The sequence below is a fragment of the Polaromonas sp. CT11-55 genome (genome assembly GCF_047303325.1).
GTDB lineage: Bacteria > Pseudomonadota > Gammaproteobacteria > Burkholderiales > Burkholderiaceae_C > Polaromonas.
This window is the reverse complement of the sequence record NZ_JBKBEX010000007.1, coordinates 166,163-183,825: the sequence shown is the minus strand read 5'-3', so window position 1 is coordinate 183,825 and position 17,663 is coordinate 166,163. Positions and strand designations below refer to the sequence as shown.

The following is a 17,663-nucleotide window of genomic DNA, read 5'->3' as shown; positions in this document are numbered from 1 at the left end:
CTGGGCGGCCAGGCTGATGTGCAGGGCGTGGCCGGCACCTGGAAGGACTTGACCGACAACGTGAACTTCATGGCCGGTAATCTGACCTCCCAGGTGCGCAACATCGCCGACGTGACCAAGGCTGTGGCGGCCGGTGACTTGTCCAAGAAGATCACGGTGGATGTCAAGGGCGAGATCCTGGAACTCAAAAACACCATCAACACCATGGTGGACCAGCTGCGGTCTTTTGCCTCTGAAGTGACGCGGGTGGCGCGCGAGGTGGGTACCGAAGGCAAGCTGGGCGGCCAGGCTGATGTGCAGGGCGTGGCCGGCACCTGGAAGGACTTGACCGACAACGTGAACTTCATGGCCGGCAACCTGACCAGCCAGGTGCGAGGCATTGCGCGCGTGGTGACGGCCGTGGCCAACGGCGACCTGGAGCGCAAGCTGACCGTGGAGGCCAAGGGTGAGATCGCCGCGCTGGCCGACACCATCAACGGCATGACGGACACGCTGGCCACTTTTGCCGACCAGGTGACGTCGGTGGCGCGCGAGGTAGGGGTCGAGGGCAAGCTGGGCGGCCAGGCCAAGGTGCCGGGCGCGGCCGGTACCTGGAAAGGCCTGACCGAAAACGTCAACCAGCTGGCCGCCAACCTGACAACCCAGGTGCGCGCCATTGCCGAGGTGGCAACCGCCGTGACACAGGGCGACTTGACGCGTTCCATCACAGTGGAAGCGCTGGGCGAGGTGGCCGCGCTCAAGGACACCATCAATGAAATGATCCGCAACCTCAAGGACACCACCCAGGTCAACACCGAGCAGGACTGGCTCAAGACCAATCTGGCCAAGTTCAGCCGCATGCTGCAGGGCCAGAAAGACCTGGTGGCCGTGGGCCATTTGATCCTGTCCGAACTGGCGCCCGTGGTGGGCGCCCAGCAGGCCGAGTTTTATGTGCTGAGCTACACGCAGGAAAGGCCGCGCCTGCGCCTGATGGCCAGTTATGCCTCCGATGGGCAGGGCGCTTACGGCAAGGAAATCGACCTGGGCCAGGGCCTCATTGGCCAATGCGCTTTCGACAAGCAGAAGATATTGCTGACCTCTTCGATGCCGCAGGGCCTGAAGATATCGTCGGGCCTCACCGAGGTGGCGCCCATGGACATCCTGGTGCTGCCCATCATCTTCGAAGGCCAGGTCAGGGGTGTGGTGGAGCTCGCCTCGGTCGAGCGTTTCAACCCCACGCACCAGGCCTTCCTGGACCAGCTCACGGAAAGTATCGGCATCGTGATCAACACGATCGAGGCCAATATGCGCACCGAAGACCTGCTGACCCAGTCGCAGTCCCTGGCGCAGGAACTGCAAAGCCGGCAGGAAGAGCTGCAGCAGACCAACGAGGAGCTGCAGGAAAAAGCCCACCTGCTGGTCCAGCAGAACGACGAGGTGGAGCGCAAGAACCAGGAGGTCGAGCAGGCCCGCCAGGCACTTGAGGAAAAAGCCAAGCAGCTGTCGCTGACCTCCAAGTACAAGTCGGAATTCCTGGCCAATATGTCGCACGAGCTGCGCACGCCGCTCAACAGCCTGCTGATCCTGTCCGACCAGCTGTGCAAGAACTCCGAAGGCAACCTGACGGCCAAGCAGGTCGAGTTTTCCAAGACCATCCATTCATCGGGCAACGACCTCCTGATGCTGATCAACGACATCCTGGACCTGTCCAAGATCGAGTCGGGCACGGTGGTGGTGGACGTCAACGAGTTGCGGCTGTCCGACCTGCAGATGTATGTGGAGCGCACCTTCCGCCACGTAGCCGAGGCCAAGAACGTGGATTTCCTGATCACCACCGGGCTGCAGCTGCCGGTGTCCATGGTGACCGACGTCAAGCGCCTGCAGCAGATCCTCAAGAACCTGCTGTCCAACGCCTTCAAGTTCACGCACCAGGGCCATGTGGCGCTCGCCATCGAGGAGGCCTTCACCGGATGGAGCACGGACCACGAGGAACTCAATCGTGCGCAGCAGGTGCTGGCGTTTTCCGTCACCGACACCGGCATAGGCATTTCCGCCGACAAGCAGCAGATCATTTTTGAGGCCTTCCAGCAGGCCGACGGTTCCACCTCCCGCAAGTACGGCGGCACCGGCCTGGGCCTGGCCATCAGCCGCGAACTCTCGCGACTGCTGGGTGGCGAGATACGCCTGTCCAGCGCGCCGGGCGAGGGCAGCAGCTTTGTGCTCTACCTGCCGCTGACCTATTCCTCGTGGCGCGGCGCGCGCAAGCCCGGCGGCAGCGCCGAGCCGCGCATGGAAACCACCGCGCCCATCAGCCGCCTGGGTTTTGAAAAGCAGGACAGCAGCTTCGACGCCGCCGCCCTGTCCCTGGACGCCCCCGCGCCGGCCGACGAAGCCGCGGACGACAGGCACAACATTCAGCCCGGCGATTTTGTGCTGCTGATTGTCGAGAACGACCTGGCCTTCGCGAGCTTCTTGCTCGACGCCGCGCGTGCCAAGGGTTTCAAGGGCCTGGTGACCTCGCTGGGCGCCGGCGCGCTGACGCTGGCGGCGGAGTTCAAGCCCTCAGCCATCACGCTGGACATGCACCTGCCCGACATGGAAGGCTGGCGCGTTCTGGAGCGCATCAAGCAGGACTTCAGCGTGCGCCACATCCCGGTCTGCGTCATTTCCACGGACGACTCTCAGGAGCGCGCCTACCGCAGCGGCGCCATGGCCTTCATCGCCAAGCCCATCCCCGCCAAGGAGGTACTCGACGAGATGCTGGACCAGTTGCACCGCTATGTGTCGCGCCCGGTGCGACATGTGCTGGTGGCTTTGAAGGACGAGGCCCTGCGCGCCGAGGTCACCGGCCTGCTGGGCCACAGCCACATCCTGTGCCAGACGGTGGCCTCGTTGGCGGACGTCAAGCCCGAGGACTTCGCGCGCTTTGAATGCGCCATCACCGATGAGCCATCTCTGGAGGGCGGTTTCGAGCAGTTGCGCCATACCCTGCCGGCCCCCTCGGTGCTAGGGCCGCTGCCGGTGGTGGTCTGGCGCGAAGGCCCGATAGACGCGCTGCACCAGCCCGCCTGGCAGGCCCGCGACGGCTATTTGTTCCGCGAGGCCAGGTCCGTTCCGCGTGTGCTGGACCTGGCCCTGCACGCCCTGCATGTGAACGAGGCGCGCATGACGGAGCGGCAGCGCGGCACCTTGAGGACCCTGCACGACGCCAACAAGTCGCTCGCGGGCAAGCGGGTGCTGATCGTCGACGACGACATGCGCAACATCTTCGCGCTGGCCACCGTGCTCGAGGAAGAGGGCATGGATATCGTCTGGGCCGACAACGGCCATGACGCCATCGCCAAGGTTGCCTCCGACCCCCGGCTCAGCGTGGTGCTGATGGACATCATGATGCCGGTCATGGACGGCCTGGTCACCATGCAGGAGATCCGCAAGCTGCCGGCCGGCAAGACCCTGCCCATGATCGCGGTCACCGCCAAGGCCATGAAGGGCGACCGCGAGAAATGCATTGAGGCGGGCGCCTGGGATTACCTGTCCAAACCCGTCAACACGGAGAACCTGCTCGCCGTGCTGCGCGCCTGGTTGCCGCGATGAGCGCCGTTCTCGCCATGCCGCAGGAGCCGGCAAGCATGCTGAACCCGGACCCGGTCAACATCCTGATCGTCGACGACCTGCCCGAAAAGCACGTCGTCATGGGCAGCATCCTCGAGGAGCTGGGGCAGAACCTCGTCAGCGCGCGTTCGGGCCGGGAGGCCCTGCGCCTGATCCTGGAGATGGAGTTCGCCGCCATCCTGCTGGACGTGAACATGCCCGACATCGACGGCCTGGAGACCGCCAGCCTGATACGGCAGTACAAAAAGAGCTCACAGACCCCCATCCTGTTCATCACCGCTTACGTCGACGAGGCCCAGGCCGCCAAGGGTTATGCGCTGGGCGCGGTGGACTACATCTCGTCCCCGGTCGTGCCCGGCGTGCTGCGCTCCAAGGTCAAGGTGTTTGTCGACCTGCACCGCATGCACCGGCAGCTGCAGCAGCAGGCCGTCGAGCGCGAGGCGCTGGCGCGCTCCGAGGCGGCGCGCACCGCGGCGGAAGACGCCACGCGCCGCGCGGCCTACCTGGCCGAGGCCAGCCAGCGGCTTTCGATGTCCCTGCATATCGACGCCACCGCCCATGCGCTGGCGGACATCGCGGTGCCGCGCCTGGGCGACATGGCGGCCGTCGCCCTGCTTGACGGTCATGGGGCGCTGCACTGCCGCTGTCTGAAGATTTCGGGCAGCGCGGATCCCGCCGTGGGCCCGGTGCTGCTGGAGTGCCAGCGCGATCTGAGCCCCTCCATGGCGGCGCTGGTGCGGGACGCCATGCTCGCGCGGGAAATAGCCTTCCTGCCCGCGACTGAGCTGTGCGCGGCGCAGCCCGCGGCTACGCCGCCCGCCGAGTGGCCGGCGCTGCCGGCCGACCATGAAGAGATGGCAGTCTGCCCCCTGGTGGCCGGCGAGCAGCAGCTGGGCGCGTTGATCCTGTTCGGCAGGGCCGGCGGCTTCGCGCAGGCCGATGCCGCCCTGCTCAGCGAAGTCGTGGGTCGGGCCTCCATCGCCATGGAGAACGCCAGGCTTTACACCCTGGTGCAGGAGGCCGACCGCCGCAAGAACGAGTTCCTCGCCATGCTGGCGCATGAGCTGCGCAACCCGCTGGCGCCCATACGCAACGCGGTGCACATCATCCACGGTGCCCAGGTGGCCGACCCGACCGTGGCCTGGGCGCGCGATGTGATCGCCCGCCAGGTGGACCACATGTCCAGGATGGTCGATGACCTTCTGGACGTCTCGCGCATCGTCCGCGGCAAGGTGACCGTGCACGTGGAGCCGGTGCGGCTGTCCACCCTGTGCGAGCGCGCCGTCGAGGCCAGCAACCCTTTGCTGGCCGCCAGGCAGCAGGAACTCACGGTTGACATTCCCGGCGAGCCGATAGTCCTGCAAGGCGACCTGGTGCGCCTGTCGCAGGTACTGTCCAACCTGCTGAACAACGCCTCCAAGTTCACCGACCCGGGGGGAAAGATCAGGCTGGGCGCCTCATTCAGGGGCGATGAGCTGTGCATCACCGTCTCGGACACCGGCCAGGGCATAGAGGCCGAATTCATGCCACATATCTTTGACCTGTTCGCCCAGGGCGACCAGGCCCTGGACCGCGCCCAGGGCGGCCTCGGCATAGGCCTCACACTGGTCAAGCACCTGGTGCAGCTGCACCAGGGCAGGGTGGAGGCGCACAGCGAGGGCCGCGGCAAAGGCTGCCGCATCTCCGTGTTTTTCCCGGCCCGGGTGCTGGCCGAGGGGGCCGTGCTTGAGGCCGACCACGCACCGCCTCCCGCCAGGCCGGCGCCGGCGACCTCCCGCAAAATCCTGGTCGTCGACGACTTGCCAGCATCGGCCGACACGCTGAAAGTCCTGCTTGAACTCGAAGGTTATGTGGTCAGGATCGCCAACGACGGCGCGGCGGCGCTCACCGTGGCCCGGGAATTCGTGCCCGACGTGCTGATCCTCGACATCGGCCTGCCCGGCATGGACGGCTTTGAAGTGGCCCGTCAGCTGCGCAGCAGCCCCGAATCCAGGGATGCGCTGATGATCGCGTTGACCGGATACGGCGAGGCCGAAAGCCGCCTGAAATCGCAGAGCGCGGGCTTCGACCATCACGTGGTCAAGCCCGCCGACATCGACTACCTGCTGTCCATCGTCAGCCAGGCGCCCGCAATGCGGATCTGGCCGGATGACGCGCAGGGGGTGGCACCAAATTCCGGCACGGCTGCGTCCGCAATATCTCCGGCAGGGTCTTCACCTCACTGAGCCTGTCCGTCGCCAGCGCGATGAAAGCCGACACTGCCGGCGGCGCTACCTGGCGGCGATTGCTTCGGTTTCGCGGGGCTGCCAACCGCCTCCCAGCGCCCTGAAAGCCGCGACCGCCGCGCGCGCGGATTCGGTTTGTGCCTGTGCCCGCGTATCGGAAGCGCGCAACAGGTTTTCGTCCGCCTGCAAAACCTCGACGAGGCTGACAACCCCCTTCTGGTAGGCCGCGAACGAGGCGCCTCTGGCCCGGCCCAGCGAGTCCACCCCCTGGGTGAGCAGGCCGGCCTGGTCTTCGCGTTTGACCAGAGCGGATAAGGCGTTTTCCACGTCCTCCGTCGCGCGCAGCACGGCCTGCTTGTAAGCGGCCAAGGCCTCGGCTTCGCGGCCCTTGGCCAGGTCGATCTGCGCGTTGATGCGGCCGAAATCGAACAAGCGCCAGCGCAGGCCCAGCACGCCGGCGGCCTGGCTGGAGCCGTCGGTGAACAGCCTGCCGCCGGGCAGCGAGGTCGCGCTGCCGACCAGTCCGCTCAAGGACAGCTTGGGGTAGTACTCGGCAACCGCCACGCCGATGCGTGCGTTCGACGCAGCCAGGCGGCGCTCGGCCACGATCAGGTCGGGCCGGCGCCTGAGCAGGTCGCCGGGTGTGCCGGTGGCGGCGATTCGCGGGGCGGCCGGGATGGCGCCGGCGTTCGCCAGCTCCGCCCGGTGTGTGCCGGGCGGCGTGCCCAGCAGCACGTCCAGCGCGTTCATGGCCGTCTCCAGCCCTGCTTCAAGCACAGGCACTGAGGCTTTCACCTGGGCCAGCGCGCCTTCGGCCTGCCGCACTTGCAGCTCGGCAGCCAGGCCCTTGCCATAGAGCTGGTTGATGATGGCGAGCAGGTCCTGTTGCGTCTGCACTTGCTTGCGCGCAATCTCAAGGCGAGCCTGCAGGCCGCGGATGCCGATGTAGACGTCGGCCGTTTGCGCCGCTACCGCCAGGCGTACCGCCGAGGCGCCGGCCTCCGAAGCCTGGTAGTCGGCAAGCGCTGCTTCGCGTCCCCGGCGTAGGCCGCCGAACAGGTCCAGCTCCCAGCTGCCCCCCAGATTGGCCTCATAAGACCTGCCGAAGCGGTCGAAATTGGGCTGCGAATTCAAGATCTGGCCCAGGGGTGTTTCAACCGACTGGTAGGCGCGTGTTCCCTGGGCGCTCAGGTTGCCGGAGGGTAGCAGTGCGGCATTCGCGGCTCCCAGCCCTGCACGCGCCTGGGTCACCCGGGCGCTCGCCTGCGCAAGGTCCAGGTTCTGCACCAGTGCCAGTTTGATGAAGCGGCTCAGTTGTGCATCGCCAAAGCCTTCCCACCAGGTGACGAGATCGGCGTCGGCGGTGGCCTGCCGTTGCTCCAGGGCTTTCTGGCCCAGGTAGTGATCCGGCATGGGTGTGTCGGGCCGGGCGTAATCGGGCCCGACCGCACAACCGGCCGAGAGGCTGGCGATGGCCAGCACGATGAGACTGCGTTTGATTGGCATGGCATCTTCCGCGGAGTGGAGTGGAGTGGAGTGAGGTGAAAAAACGAGCGTGAAAGGATGAATCTGATAGAACCATTGTGACTATATTACAATATGGTCACTTATTGTGCAAGCCGGCGGCAGGAGGTAAGCTCTCTCCATGACCAAAGCAAGCACCTCCCCGGCGCCGGCCCGGGGCCCCGCCGACCACGAAGTCCGGGACCAGATCGTCCAGGCCGCCACGCAGCACTTCCGCCTCTACGGCTACGAAAAAACCACCGTTTCCGACCTGGCCAAGGCCATAGGCTTTTCCAAGGCCTATATCTACAAGTTCTTCGAGTCCAAGCAGGCCATTGGCGAACTCATCTGCGCCAATTGCCTGAGCGAAATCGAAGCCGACATCAGGGCGGCCATTGGCGCCGTCGACCGTCCGCCGGAGAAACTCAGGCGCATGTTCAAGGCGATGGTCGAGTCAAGCCTTCGCTTGTTTTTTGAGGATCGCAAGCTCTATGACATCGCAGCCTCGGCCGCCAGCGGCCGGTGGGAGGCGGTGCGTGCCTTCGAACTGCACATGCAGTCCATGGTGCAGGACCTGTTGCGCCTGGGACGGGAGACCGAGGATTTCGAGCGAAAGACGCCCCTCGATGAGACCACGGCTGCGGTGTGCCTCGTCATGCGTCCTTACCTGAATCCCTTGCTCCTGCAATACAGCCTGGATTCCACCGAGGAGGCGCCGGCCCAGCTTTCCAGCCTGGTGCTTCGCAGCTTGTCGCCTTAATTAATCGGCCGCATTGATTGTGACTATTGACATATATGGTCACTAGTTCCAAAATGAAATCCTGTCTGGTTTTTACGGGATTTCCATGCCTAACCGCCTCATTTCATTTGCTGTCCTGCCTGTACTGGCGCTGGTTTTAGCCGCTTGCGGCGATAAAAAGCCTTCCGATCCGCGTACCGAGGCACCCCTGGTGCGCGCGGCCACTGTGCGTGACGCGGCCCTTGCGTCGCGCACCTTCACCGGGATCGTGGCAGCCCGGGTACAAAGTGACCTGGGCTTTCGCGTCCCGGGCAAGGTTCTGGAGCGCCTGGTGGACGCCGGGCAAAGCGTCAAACGCGGCCAGGTCCTTGCGCGTATCGACCCGGTTGACCTGAAGCTTGCGGCGCATGCCCAGCAAGAGGCGGTCGTTGCGGCCAGGGCGCGGGCGCAGCAGACGGCGGAGGATGAGGCCCGTTACCGCGACCTGCGCGGAACCGGCGCGATTTCGGCGTCGGCCTATGACCAGGTCAAGGCCGCGGCGGATGCCGCCAAGGCCCAGTTCAATGCGGCTGAAGCCCAGGCCGATGTGGCGCGTAACGCGAGCCGCTATGCGGAATTGGTGGCCGATGCCGATGGCGTCGTCATGGAAACACTGGCCGAAGCCGGCCAGGTCGTCAACGCAGGCCAGGCCGTGGTGCGACTGGCGCATGCCGGCCGCCGTGAAGCCGTCGTCCAGTTGCCGGAAACCCTGCGCCCCCCGGTCGGTTCAACCGGCGTGGCCGCGCTGTTTGGCAAGGAAGGGGCGGGCGCTCCTGCCAGGCTCCGGCAAATCTCGGATGCCGCCGACAGGCTGACGCGCACCTTCGAAGCCCGTTATGTGCTGGACGGCGAGTTGGCCGGCGCGCCGCTGGGCAGCACGGTCACCATCCAGTTGTCGGATGCAGCTCCCGCCGCCCAAGGCGGTTTGTCGGTACCCATTGCCGCCCTGTTCGATGCGGGCAAAGGCCCCGGCGTCTGGGTGATCCAGGGTGAGCCGGCCAAAGTGTCCTGGCGGCCCGTCACGGTCCAGCGCCTGGGTGACGACAGTGCGCGCGTAACCGGCACCCTCAAGCAAGGTGAGCGCATCGTTGCACTGGGCACGCACTTGCTGCGCGAAGGCGAGCAGGTCCGGGTCGCGGGCGAGGCCACCGTCGTCGCGAAAGCCAAGCTATGAGCGAGGGCCGCTTCAACCTGTCGGCGCTCGCCGTTCGCGAGCGCTCCGTCACCCTGTTCCTGATCTGCCTGATCTCCCTGGCCGGGCTCGTCTCCTTCTTCAAACTCGGGCGGGCCGAAGACCCGGCCTTCACCGTCAAGGTGATGACCGTCATCACCGCCTGGCCCGGCGCCACCGCGCAGGAAATGCAGGACCAGGTCGCCGAAAAACTGGAAAAACGCCTGCAGGAACTGCGCTGGTACGACCGCAGCGAAACCTACACCCGCCCCGGCCTGGCTTTCACCACCCTGAGCCTGCTGGACACCACACCGCCCTCGGAAGTGCAGGAGCAGTTCTACCAGGCACGCAAGAAAGTGGGCGATGAAGCGGCCAACCTTCCGGCCGGCGTCATTGGGCCTATGGTCAATGACGAATATGCCGACGTTACCTTTGCACTGTTCGCCTTGAAAGCCAAGGGCGAACCGCAGCGCCTGCTGGTGCGCGACGCCGAGACGCTGCGCCAGCGGCTGCTGCACGTGCCGGGCGTCAAAAAAGTGAACATCGTCGGTGAGCAGCCCGAACGCGTTTACGTCGAGTTCTCGCACGAGCGCCTGGCCACGCTGGGACTGGGCACGCAGGAGGTGTTTGCTGCGCTCAACGGCCAGAACGCATTGACGCCGGCCGGCTCGGTGGAAACCAAAGGGCCGCAGGTTTTCATCCGCCTGGACGGCGCATTCGATGAGCTGCAGAAAATCCGCGATACGCCGATCGTGGCGCAGGGGCGTACGCTGAAACTGTCGGACATCGCCACCGTCAAGCGCGGGTATGAAGACCCGGCAACCTTCATGATCCGCAATGGCGGCGAGCCCGCGCTGCTGCTCGGCGTCGTCATGCGCGACGGCTGGAACGGCCTGGACCTGGGCAAATCGCTCGATAAAGAGATTGGCGCGATCAACGCCGACCTGCCGCTGGGCGTGAGCCTGACCAAGGTCACGGACCAGTCGGTCAACATCAGCTCGTCGGTCGATGAATTCATGGTCAAGTTCTTCGTCGCGCTGCTGGTGGTCATGGTGGTGTGTTTCGTGAGCATGGGCTGGCGCGTGGGCATCGTGGTCGCCGCCGCAGTGCCGTTGACGCTGGCGATCGTCTTCATCGTGATGGCCGCGACGGGGAAGAACTTCGACCGCATCACGCTGGGCTCGCTGATCCTCGGGCTGGGCCTGCTGGTGGACGACGCCATCATCGCCATCGAAATGATGGTGGTGAAGATGGAGGAGGGCTACAGCCGCACCGCCGCGTCCGCCTATGCCTGGAGCCACACCGCCGCGCCCATGCTCTCGGGCACGCTGGTCACGGCTGTCGGCTTCATGCCCAACGGTTTTGCCCGATCCACCGCGGGCGAATACACCAGCAATATGTTCTGGATCGTCGGCATCGCGCTGATCGCTTCCTGGGTGGTTGCTGTAGTGTTCACGCCCTACCTGGGCGTCAAGATGTTGCCCGACCTCAAAAAGATCGAGGGCGGCCACGAAGCCCTCTACGACACGCCGCGCTATAACCGCTTGCGCCAGATGCTGGGGCGCGTCATTGCCCGCAAGTGGCTGGTCGCCGGCGCGGTGGCAGGTTTTTTTGTGGTCGCGGTGCTCGGCATGGCGGTGGTCAAGAAACAGTTCTTCCCGATCTCCGACCGCCCCGAAGTGCTGGTTGAAGTGCAGATGCCTTATGGCACATCCATTGTGCAGACCAGCGCCGCAGCCGCCAAGGTGGAGGCCTGGCTGGCCCAGCAGCCGGAAGCCAAGATCGTCACCGCCTACGTCGGCCAGGGCGCTCCGCGCTTCTTCCTGGCGATGGGCCCGGAGCTGCCCGACCCTTCGTTTGCCAAGATCGTGATTCGCACCGACAACCAGGATGAGCGCGAGGCCTTAAAGATTCGGCTGCGCAAGGCGATTGCCGACGGCATCGCTCCCGAGGCGCGCGTGCGCGTCACCCAGCTGGTGTTCGGCCCGTACTCGCCATTCCCCGTCGCCTACCGCGTCAGCGGGCCGGATGCGCAGACGCTGCGCAATATCGCCGCCGAGGTGCAGCAGGTCATGGATGCCAGCCCCATGATGCGCACCGTCAACAACGACTGGGGCACGCGCAGCCCGACGCTGCACTTCACCCTGCAACAGGACCGCCTGCAGGCCGTGGGCTTGAGCTCCAGCGCCGTGGCGCAGCAACTGCAGTTTTTGCTGAGCGGCGTTCCGCTGACTGCCGTGCGTGAAGACATTCGCACGGTGCAGGTCGTGGCCCGTTCGGGCGGCGGCACCCGGCTCGATCCGGCAAAGATTGCCGACTTCACCCTGACAGGCGCCAGCGGGCAGCGCATCCCGCTGTCGCAGGTGGGGAAGGTCGAGGTGCGCACCGAGGAGCCCGTCATGCGACGGCGCGACCGCATGCCGACCATCACCGTGCGCGGCGACATCGCCGAGGGCTTGCAGCCTCCCGATGTGTCCACCGCCATCAGGGCGCAGCTGCAGCCCATCATCGACAAGCTGCCGGGCGGCTACCGCATCGAGGAGGCCGGCGCCATCGAGGAAGCGGGCAAAGCCACCAAGGCCATGCTGCCCCTGTTCCCCATCATGCTGGCCATCACGCTGCTGATCATCATCTTCCAGGTGCGCTCGATCTCCGCGATGGTCATGGTCTTCCTCACCAGTCCGCTGGGCCTGATCGGCGTGGTGCCTACCTTGATCCTGTTCCAGCAACCCTTCGGCATCAATGCGCTGGTCGGCCTGATCGCACTGTCAGGGATCCTGATGCGCAATACCTTGATCCTGATCGGGCAGATCCACCACAACGAGCAGGAGGGCCTGGACCCGTTCCGCGCGGTGGTCGAGGCTACCGTGCAGCGTTCACGCCCTGTGATCCTGACCGCCCTGGCGGCCATCCTGGCCTTCATCCCGCTCACCCATTCGGTGTTCTGGGGCACGCTCGCCTACACCCTGATAGGCGGCACCTTTGCCGGGACGGTTCTCACGCTGGTGTTCCTGCCTGCCATGTATTCCATCTGGTTCGGAATCAGGCCGGCCGCGGACGGGGGCCCGCGGGTCCCCCATTCGAACGAAGGCAAGCCCGATGTGGCGGATGCCGCATTGGCCCACTGATTTTCTTTTTCACCGCTTTTCTTTTTAAACACTCATCCATATCGAGGGACCTGTCATGTCGAATTCTCAAGTTGCTGCTAAAGCTGCGGCCCCAGTTGTTGTTGTCACAGGCGTGTCGTCAGGCATAGGCCGTACCACCGCGGAAAAGTTCGCAAGGCAAGGCTGCCAGGTCTTCGGCACCGTGCGCAGCATCGCAAAAACAAAACCGCTGCAGGGCGTTGAACTGGTGGAAATGGACGTTCGCGACGATGCATCCGTCAAACAGGCCGTCCAGTCCATCGTCGACCGGGCAGGGCGCATCGACGTGCTCGTCAATAACGCGGGCGTGACCATGGTCGGCGCGGTGGAAGAAACCGCGATCCATGAAGCTGCGTCGCTGTTCGAAACCAATGTCTTCGGCATCCTGCGCACCGCGCAGGCAGTGCTTCCGCATATGCGCGCCCGGCGCTCGGGGCGTATCGTCAATGTCAGTTCCGTGCTCGGTTTGCTGCCTGCGCCTTACATGGGACTTTATTCGGCGTCCAAGCATGCGGTGGAAGGATTGTCTGAAACCCTGGACCACGAGGTGCGCCAGTTCGGTATACGCGTCACGCTGGTCGAGCCGCACTACACCCGGACCAACCTGGACCTCAATTCGCCCCAGGCCAGCTCAAAAATCGCCGCCTATGACCGTGAACGCGGCCTGGTGTCCCAGGCGGTAGCCGACAGCGTCAACAGCGCCCCAGAACCCGACGGCGTGGCCAACACCATCGTCGAAGCCGCCCTGGGCGCGTGGCGCATGCGGCGCACGCCGGCAGGGCAGGCATCCCTGTTGAGCAAATTGCGGCGGTTTATGCCTGCCGGTCCTGTGGATTCAAGCCTGAGGAAATCATTCGGGCTTGGCTGAGCGATTCCGCTGTTCAACGGGCGAGCAGAGTGGGATGATGGGTTCAAACACCCAGGGGAGCCCAGTTTCCCCGTCCCGATACTGCCAGTCCTGTTCAAGGAGCGCCGCGCCATGCTCAGACTACTCTACATCAGCGATGCCAAGGAAGGCATCAATGAAGATGCCGTGAACGGCGTCCTGAAAAGCGCGGCCAAAAACAACCCGCCCCTGGGCATCACCGGCCTCCTGGTATTTGGTGGCGGCGTGTTCGCCCAGATCCTTGAAGGCCCGGAGCAGGCGGTGCTGCGCAAGTATGTGCAGATCGCCACCGACATGCGCCACCACAACTGCCGCATCGTCTACATCACGACCACCCAGGAGCGCATCTTCAAGGGCATCTCCATGGCGGCGCTTGAGGCACAGCCCATGGAGATGGAGCACATCGCCGAACTGGACGCCCGCCGGCATGAAACCGTTCCGGCGGATGCGTTCACGGACTTGATGCGGGTGTTTTTTTCCAGGATACAGGCTCTTCCTTGATCCGGGGATGAACTTAAGGCGAGGTCATGCGCACGCTACTCTTTGGTCTTATTCTTCTTTCGTTTGGACCGTTTTCTATTGCATATGGTCAAACTCAATCGTTCTGTGCGGGGATTGCCCGCATCGAGGTACAGGCCGCGACACCTTTCGAGGCGCTCATTTGGTACCCGACGCAAGCGGATGAAGTTTCATGGCAAGCTGGACCGGTTCTCGTTCCGGCGACGCATGACGCACAGCCGGCCGCGGGAAACTTCCCTGTGGTGCTGCTGTCGCATGGTGGCGGCCTGACTGGAGGCAGCCCACTGCTGTTGAAGGAGCTGTCCGCGTCGCTTGCTCGGCAAGGCTTCATTGTGGTTGCGCCATTTCACGGGACCGCCGGCCTGTTTGTTCGACCATTCCAGGTCCAACTTGCGTTGGCGGCGATGCTGGACACTCCTCGTTTTGCAATGCATGCCGACCCTACGCGACTTGGCATGGTCGGTTTTTCCCTGGGAGGGGCGGTCGCGTTGAAGCTCGCAGGCGCCATACAGGATGAGGCTCACTTTGCAGAGCACTGTGTCGCTCATCCTGAAGACGTGATGTCATGCAACAACGCGCCCAGTGGACGCCGTCCTGGCGCGCCAAGTCCTAGCCCCTTGACGCGAGAGCGGGAGACACCTTTGCCTCCTCATCTCGCTTTGAAGGCTGTCGTGTTACTCGACCCATTGGCGGCGCTATTTCCTCGTGACGGCCTGCGGGCTGTGACGATGCCTGTCCTTCTCATCCGGCCCAAGCAGAGCAAGCTTTCAGGTGAAGGAAATGCCGATACCCTGGCGCTTACATTGCCGGTTCCGCCGCTGTATCAGAAGATTTCGGGAGGGCACTTCGTGTTTGCCGATCCATGCACACCTTCGCAGAAGACAGCCTCGCCTGAAGTGTGCCTCGACCCTTCGGACGTTGACCGCGCGGCGGTACATGCCGGCGTCGAATCAATGGTCACAAAGTTCCTGGCCGAGAAGCTGCAATGAGCGTCACCGCTTGGGCTTGTTTTTGCTACGCACCGTTTCTATTGCGGTGGCTTTGAGCTTTCTGTGTGCACAGCCATCGACACCCCATTTTTCAAGGATACAGGCGCTGCCCAGATCCGCGGAGTCCGGGGGCAGGAGTGGCAGTTTGTCACGCTTATGGCTACGCTTGCCACCTAATATTCGGGTCAACCCTCAGTAAAAAGTAGCATTTTTTGCAGGGGGTGTCAGTATGATGGCCCGAAGCGTGCTTGTGACGTTTTGTTACTAATCCGGCGGCCACAACCCGGCTGCCTCCATGCCAACGCCACTGCTTCGGGAGCCCAACATGCGTTATCTGTGCCTCATTTCCTTTTCACTGGCCGCCGCCTGCCTGACACCGGCTGCCCAGGCTCAAAGCTGCGATGGAGGGGCCTACATGAACCCCCAGCTCTTCCGCGGTGAAGCCGCCTACCAAAGCGCCGTGGCCGAACAGGAAATGCATGCCTTCATAGGCCGCGCCGGCCTGCCGCAGGCGCCGCTGTATGCCATCAAGAAAGTGGACGACATCACCGCGTCGGGGCGGACACCCTATTGCTGGGTCTACACCAACCAGGTCACCGGCCTCATGAGCGGTTACAAGCTCGCGGTGTTCAACAATGAAGTGGTCCAGCCCGCCGTGCTGGCCATCACCGTGGTCGGCAAGGCCGCCACGGACGCGGGCGCCGTGGCGCTGAAAACCCTGCCGCCGGCCGAGCAGAAAGCCGTGCTCGACCAGCTCCAGCGCTCCAAATGCTTCGGCACCGCCGCCGGCGTGGAAGCCGCCATCGCCAAAGCCGAGGGCCTGTGCGGCAATGTGGAGGACGTCGCGCCGCAAGCCACCGTCGGCCAGCAGGGCCTGATCGCCAAAGCCGTGTTTGCGTGGGAAGAGCAGTCCTGGGCCGGCGTCGTCACCCGCGAGCCCGCCGCACTGGGCGCCAGCCTCAAAGGCCTGGCCGGGCGCTCCGAAAAGGTGCACCAGGCACGCCTCGTGGTGGTTCCGACCAAGGCCACCAGCGTCGGCTTTGGCTTGTACCTGCACGCCAGCGTGCCGGAGGCTACCGCCAAGAAGGCGATTGCCGCCTTCCAGGGCCTGGCGGCACCGTCCAAGCCGCTCGCCGTCGCCATGGACCTGGGCCCGCAATTCTCCTTTGTGGTGCCGACCGCGGAGCAGTTGGAGAAGATGCGTGCGGCGATTGGGTTGGGTAAATAAAGTCCTGCGGATGCCGCTTCAATGCGAATTGGGTACGGGGGATAGGGGGCACAAGGTGAGCATGGCACCGTGCCCACGCACACTTAGCGCAGGGTCAGGCTTCAGCGCAATCCGCGCACCCTACCAAAATTTGACGAAGTCGACCAGCGCATGCGCCGCAACAACAGGCCAAAGGTTGCCAATCTTCAAATAAAGCCTACATGCAACGAGACCGAACACTAGCGCACCGATCACCCCCAGGGCACCCTGCTCCCAGTGCACTGATGCGAATAGCACGGATGAAGTCAAGGCGAAGCTCCCGCCACGTAGACTGCCGAAACGCTCGCGCCAGAGCATCCAAGGCAAGCCGATGAAGAGAATGCTTTCAAGCATCCCTGCGGACAGTGAAAGGTAGGCCACTGCCGGAAGATGCAGCAAGCCTGCCGGGATCACTGAGTGGTAGGAAAAGAAGGGTTCCGCAAGTTCGGCGAAGCTGGTGCGATAGAGGACGATCCAGCTGATTCGAATGGGAATCTCATATGCCGCAACCAGCAGGAATACGAACACGAGAGTCGTTCCGAAGAATTCGTCCCATCGGTCGAATGACCGCAACCCGTATTCTGATGGTGTGACTCGGAGTCGCCCCTTCATGTGAACGAGCGCCGCCAGTGGCACGAGCGAATAGAAGACGAGGTCGGCGATCCAGAACAGCGCGGGGGCCGTGGAAAACAGTGCACGATTCGTGATCCCATCAATTTCGCCATAAAAGACGAAGGCGGCAATCACGAGCAGCGCGTACCCGCCACGGTGAGAGTCGCGACTGGGGAACACTGATGACATCTAATGTTTGACTTAAGCGGCTGGCAGCAGGCCAGCCCGCTTGAAGGAAGGGTCAGGCATCAGCGGGCGCCGTATGCAAGCAGGGCGAGGAGCCAACCTGCAAGTGAAAGCACTAACCGCAGCCAATTGAGCGAGCGCCATCTTGTTGCCGTGTGCAGTGCAGTCGTTGACAAGGCATCGCCGCGCATTAGCCTTATTGCATTGGGAATAAAGAAGGCGAATGTAAATATACGCTCGACCAGCGTTACCGCACACGCAGCAAGCCAAAGGGTACGGACTGGCGCTGTGCTCGCGACTGCGAAATAGAGATTGATGAGCGTCAAAAGGCTTAGTGGTCCGGTGCTGACAAAGCCCCAGAAACGACGACCCGAATCGTCGACACGCATCGCCTCCGGATGAAGGTAGCGCGCCCCGTCGGGAGACCTTCCCATCCAGCGCGGGACGACGACCCGCTGCTCGTACAAACCGGCCCCAAAGGCAACGCCGTGAAAAATGACGAACAGCACTAGTACAAATGATGGCAAGTCAAAAGGCATGTGATGCTTCCGTGAGAGGGTTTGTGATGCCTAACGTTCGAGTTAACCGGCTCGCGGAGGCAAGCGCCGTAAGCCCGGACTGAGATGATGCACCATGTACCTCAGGGCGGGCTTACGGCGCTTGCCGTAGCGGGTCCGGCTGAACGAGGGGTTAGGCTCGCGTTTGCGACGGCCGCGCAACAGTGACCCACTCTGTAGAGACTTGGCGCCGGGAACCCAGAATTGCGCTGGCTCTTTCAAGAGCGCACTCGGTGAAGGTACTCCCTGTGCTT

12 protein-coding genes are annotated in these 17,663 nt (G+C 63.9%); 9 read left to right on the top strand and 3 right to left on the bottom strand.

Going from position 1 to position 17,663, the window contains the following annotated elements; all coding sequences use genetic code 11:
* Together ACEN8I_RS09715 and ACEN8I_RS09710 are read left to right on the top strand one after the other, a co-directional pair.
* A partial coding sequence (locus tag ACEN8I_RS09715) for a response regulator (RefSeq protein ID WP_413328187.1) occupies positions 1-3,573 on the top strand: 3,573 nt, incomplete at its 5' end.
* Complete coding sequence (locus ACEN8I_RS09710; protein WP_413328186.1) at positions 3,570-5,816, top strand: response regulator; 2,247 nt, start codon at positions 3,570-3,572, stop codon at positions 5,814-5,816. The genes ACEN8I_RS09715 and ACEN8I_RS09710, both read left to right, overlap by 4 nt.
* A gap of 45 nt (positions 5,817-5,861) precedes the next feature.
* Here ACEN8I_RS09710 and ACEN8I_RS09705 read toward each other — a convergent pair whose 3' ends face one another.
* Positions 5,862-7,322: an efflux transporter outer membrane subunit gene (locus ACEN8I_RS09705; protein ID WP_413328185.1), complete on the bottom strand. Its 1,461-nt coding sequence runs from the start codon at positions 7,320-7,322 to the stop codon at positions 5,862-5,864.
* 139 nt (positions 7,323-7,461) lie between these two features.
* On the opposite strand from ACEN8I_RS09705, the gene ACEN8I_RS09700 reads away from it, so the two are divergent.
* The 7 genes from ACEN8I_RS09700 to ACEN8I_RS09670 all read left to right on the top strand — a co-directional run bounded on the left by ACEN8I_RS09700 (position 7,462) and on the right by ACEN8I_RS09670 (position 16,036).
* A complete protein-coding gene (locus tag ACEN8I_RS09700) occupies positions 7,462-8,079 on the top strand; it encodes a TetR/AcrR family transcriptional regulator (protein WP_413328184.1) in 618 nt (205 codons plus the stop codon).
* An 85-nt stretch (positions 8,080-8,164) separates the two neighbouring features.
* The gene (locus ACEN8I_RS09695) at positions 8,165-9,271 is read left to right on the top strand and encodes an efflux RND transporter periplasmic adaptor subunit (protein ID WP_413328183.1); all 1,107 of its coding nucleotides are present in this window, start codon (positions 8,165-8,167) and stop codon (positions 9,269-9,271) included.
* The gene (locus ACEN8I_RS09690) at positions 9,268-12,396 is read left to right on the top strand and encodes an efflux RND transporter permease subunit (protein ID WP_413328182.1); all 3,129 of its coding nucleotides are present in this window, start codon (positions 9,268-9,270) and stop codon (positions 12,394-12,396) included. Before ACEN8I_RS09695 ends, ACEN8I_RS09690 begins: the two co-directional genes overlap by 4 nt.
* A 55-nt stretch (positions 12,397-12,451) precedes the next feature.
* A complete protein-coding gene (locus ACEN8I_RS09685; protein WP_413328181.1) occupies positions 12,452-13,282 on the top strand; it encodes an oxidoreductase in 831 nt (276 codons plus the stop codon).
* A 111-nt stretch (positions 13,283-13,393) separates the two neighbouring features.
* On the top strand, positions 13,394-13,801 hold the full coding sequence (locus ACEN8I_RS09680) for a BLUF domain-containing protein (RefSeq protein ID WP_413328180.1): 408 nt from the start codon (positions 13,394-13,396) through the stop codon (positions 13,799-13,801).
* 26 nt (positions 13,802-13,827) lie between these two features.
* Positions 13,828-14,808, top strand: a complete 981-nt coding sequence (locus ACEN8I_RS09675) for an alpha/beta hydrolase family protein (RefSeq protein WP_413328178.1) — start codon at positions 13,828-13,830, stop codon at positions 14,806-14,808.
* 415 nt (positions 14,809-15,223) lie between these two features.
* On the top strand, positions 15,224-16,036 hold the full coding sequence (locus tag ACEN8I_RS09670) for a hypothetical protein (RefSeq protein ID WP_413328177.1): 813 nt from the start codon (positions 15,224-15,226) through the stop codon (positions 16,034-16,036).
* 120 nt (positions 16,037-16,156) lie between these two features.
* On the opposite strand, the gene ACEN8I_RS09665 is transcribed toward ACEN8I_RS09670, so the two are convergent.
* Entirely contained in the window at positions 16,157-16,801 is a 645-nt protein-coding gene (locus tag ACEN8I_RS09665) for a CPBP family intramembrane glutamic endopeptidase (protein WP_413328176.1), read from the bottom strand.
* A gap of 113 nt (positions 16,802-16,914) precedes the next feature.
* Positions 16,915-17,391 (bottom strand): hypothetical protein, encoded by a 477-nt coding sequence (locus ACEN8I_RS09660; RefSeq protein WP_413328174.1) that lies wholly within the window; start codon positions 17,389-17,391, stop codon positions 16,915-16,917.
* Positions 17,392-17,663 lie beyond the last annotated feature (272 nt).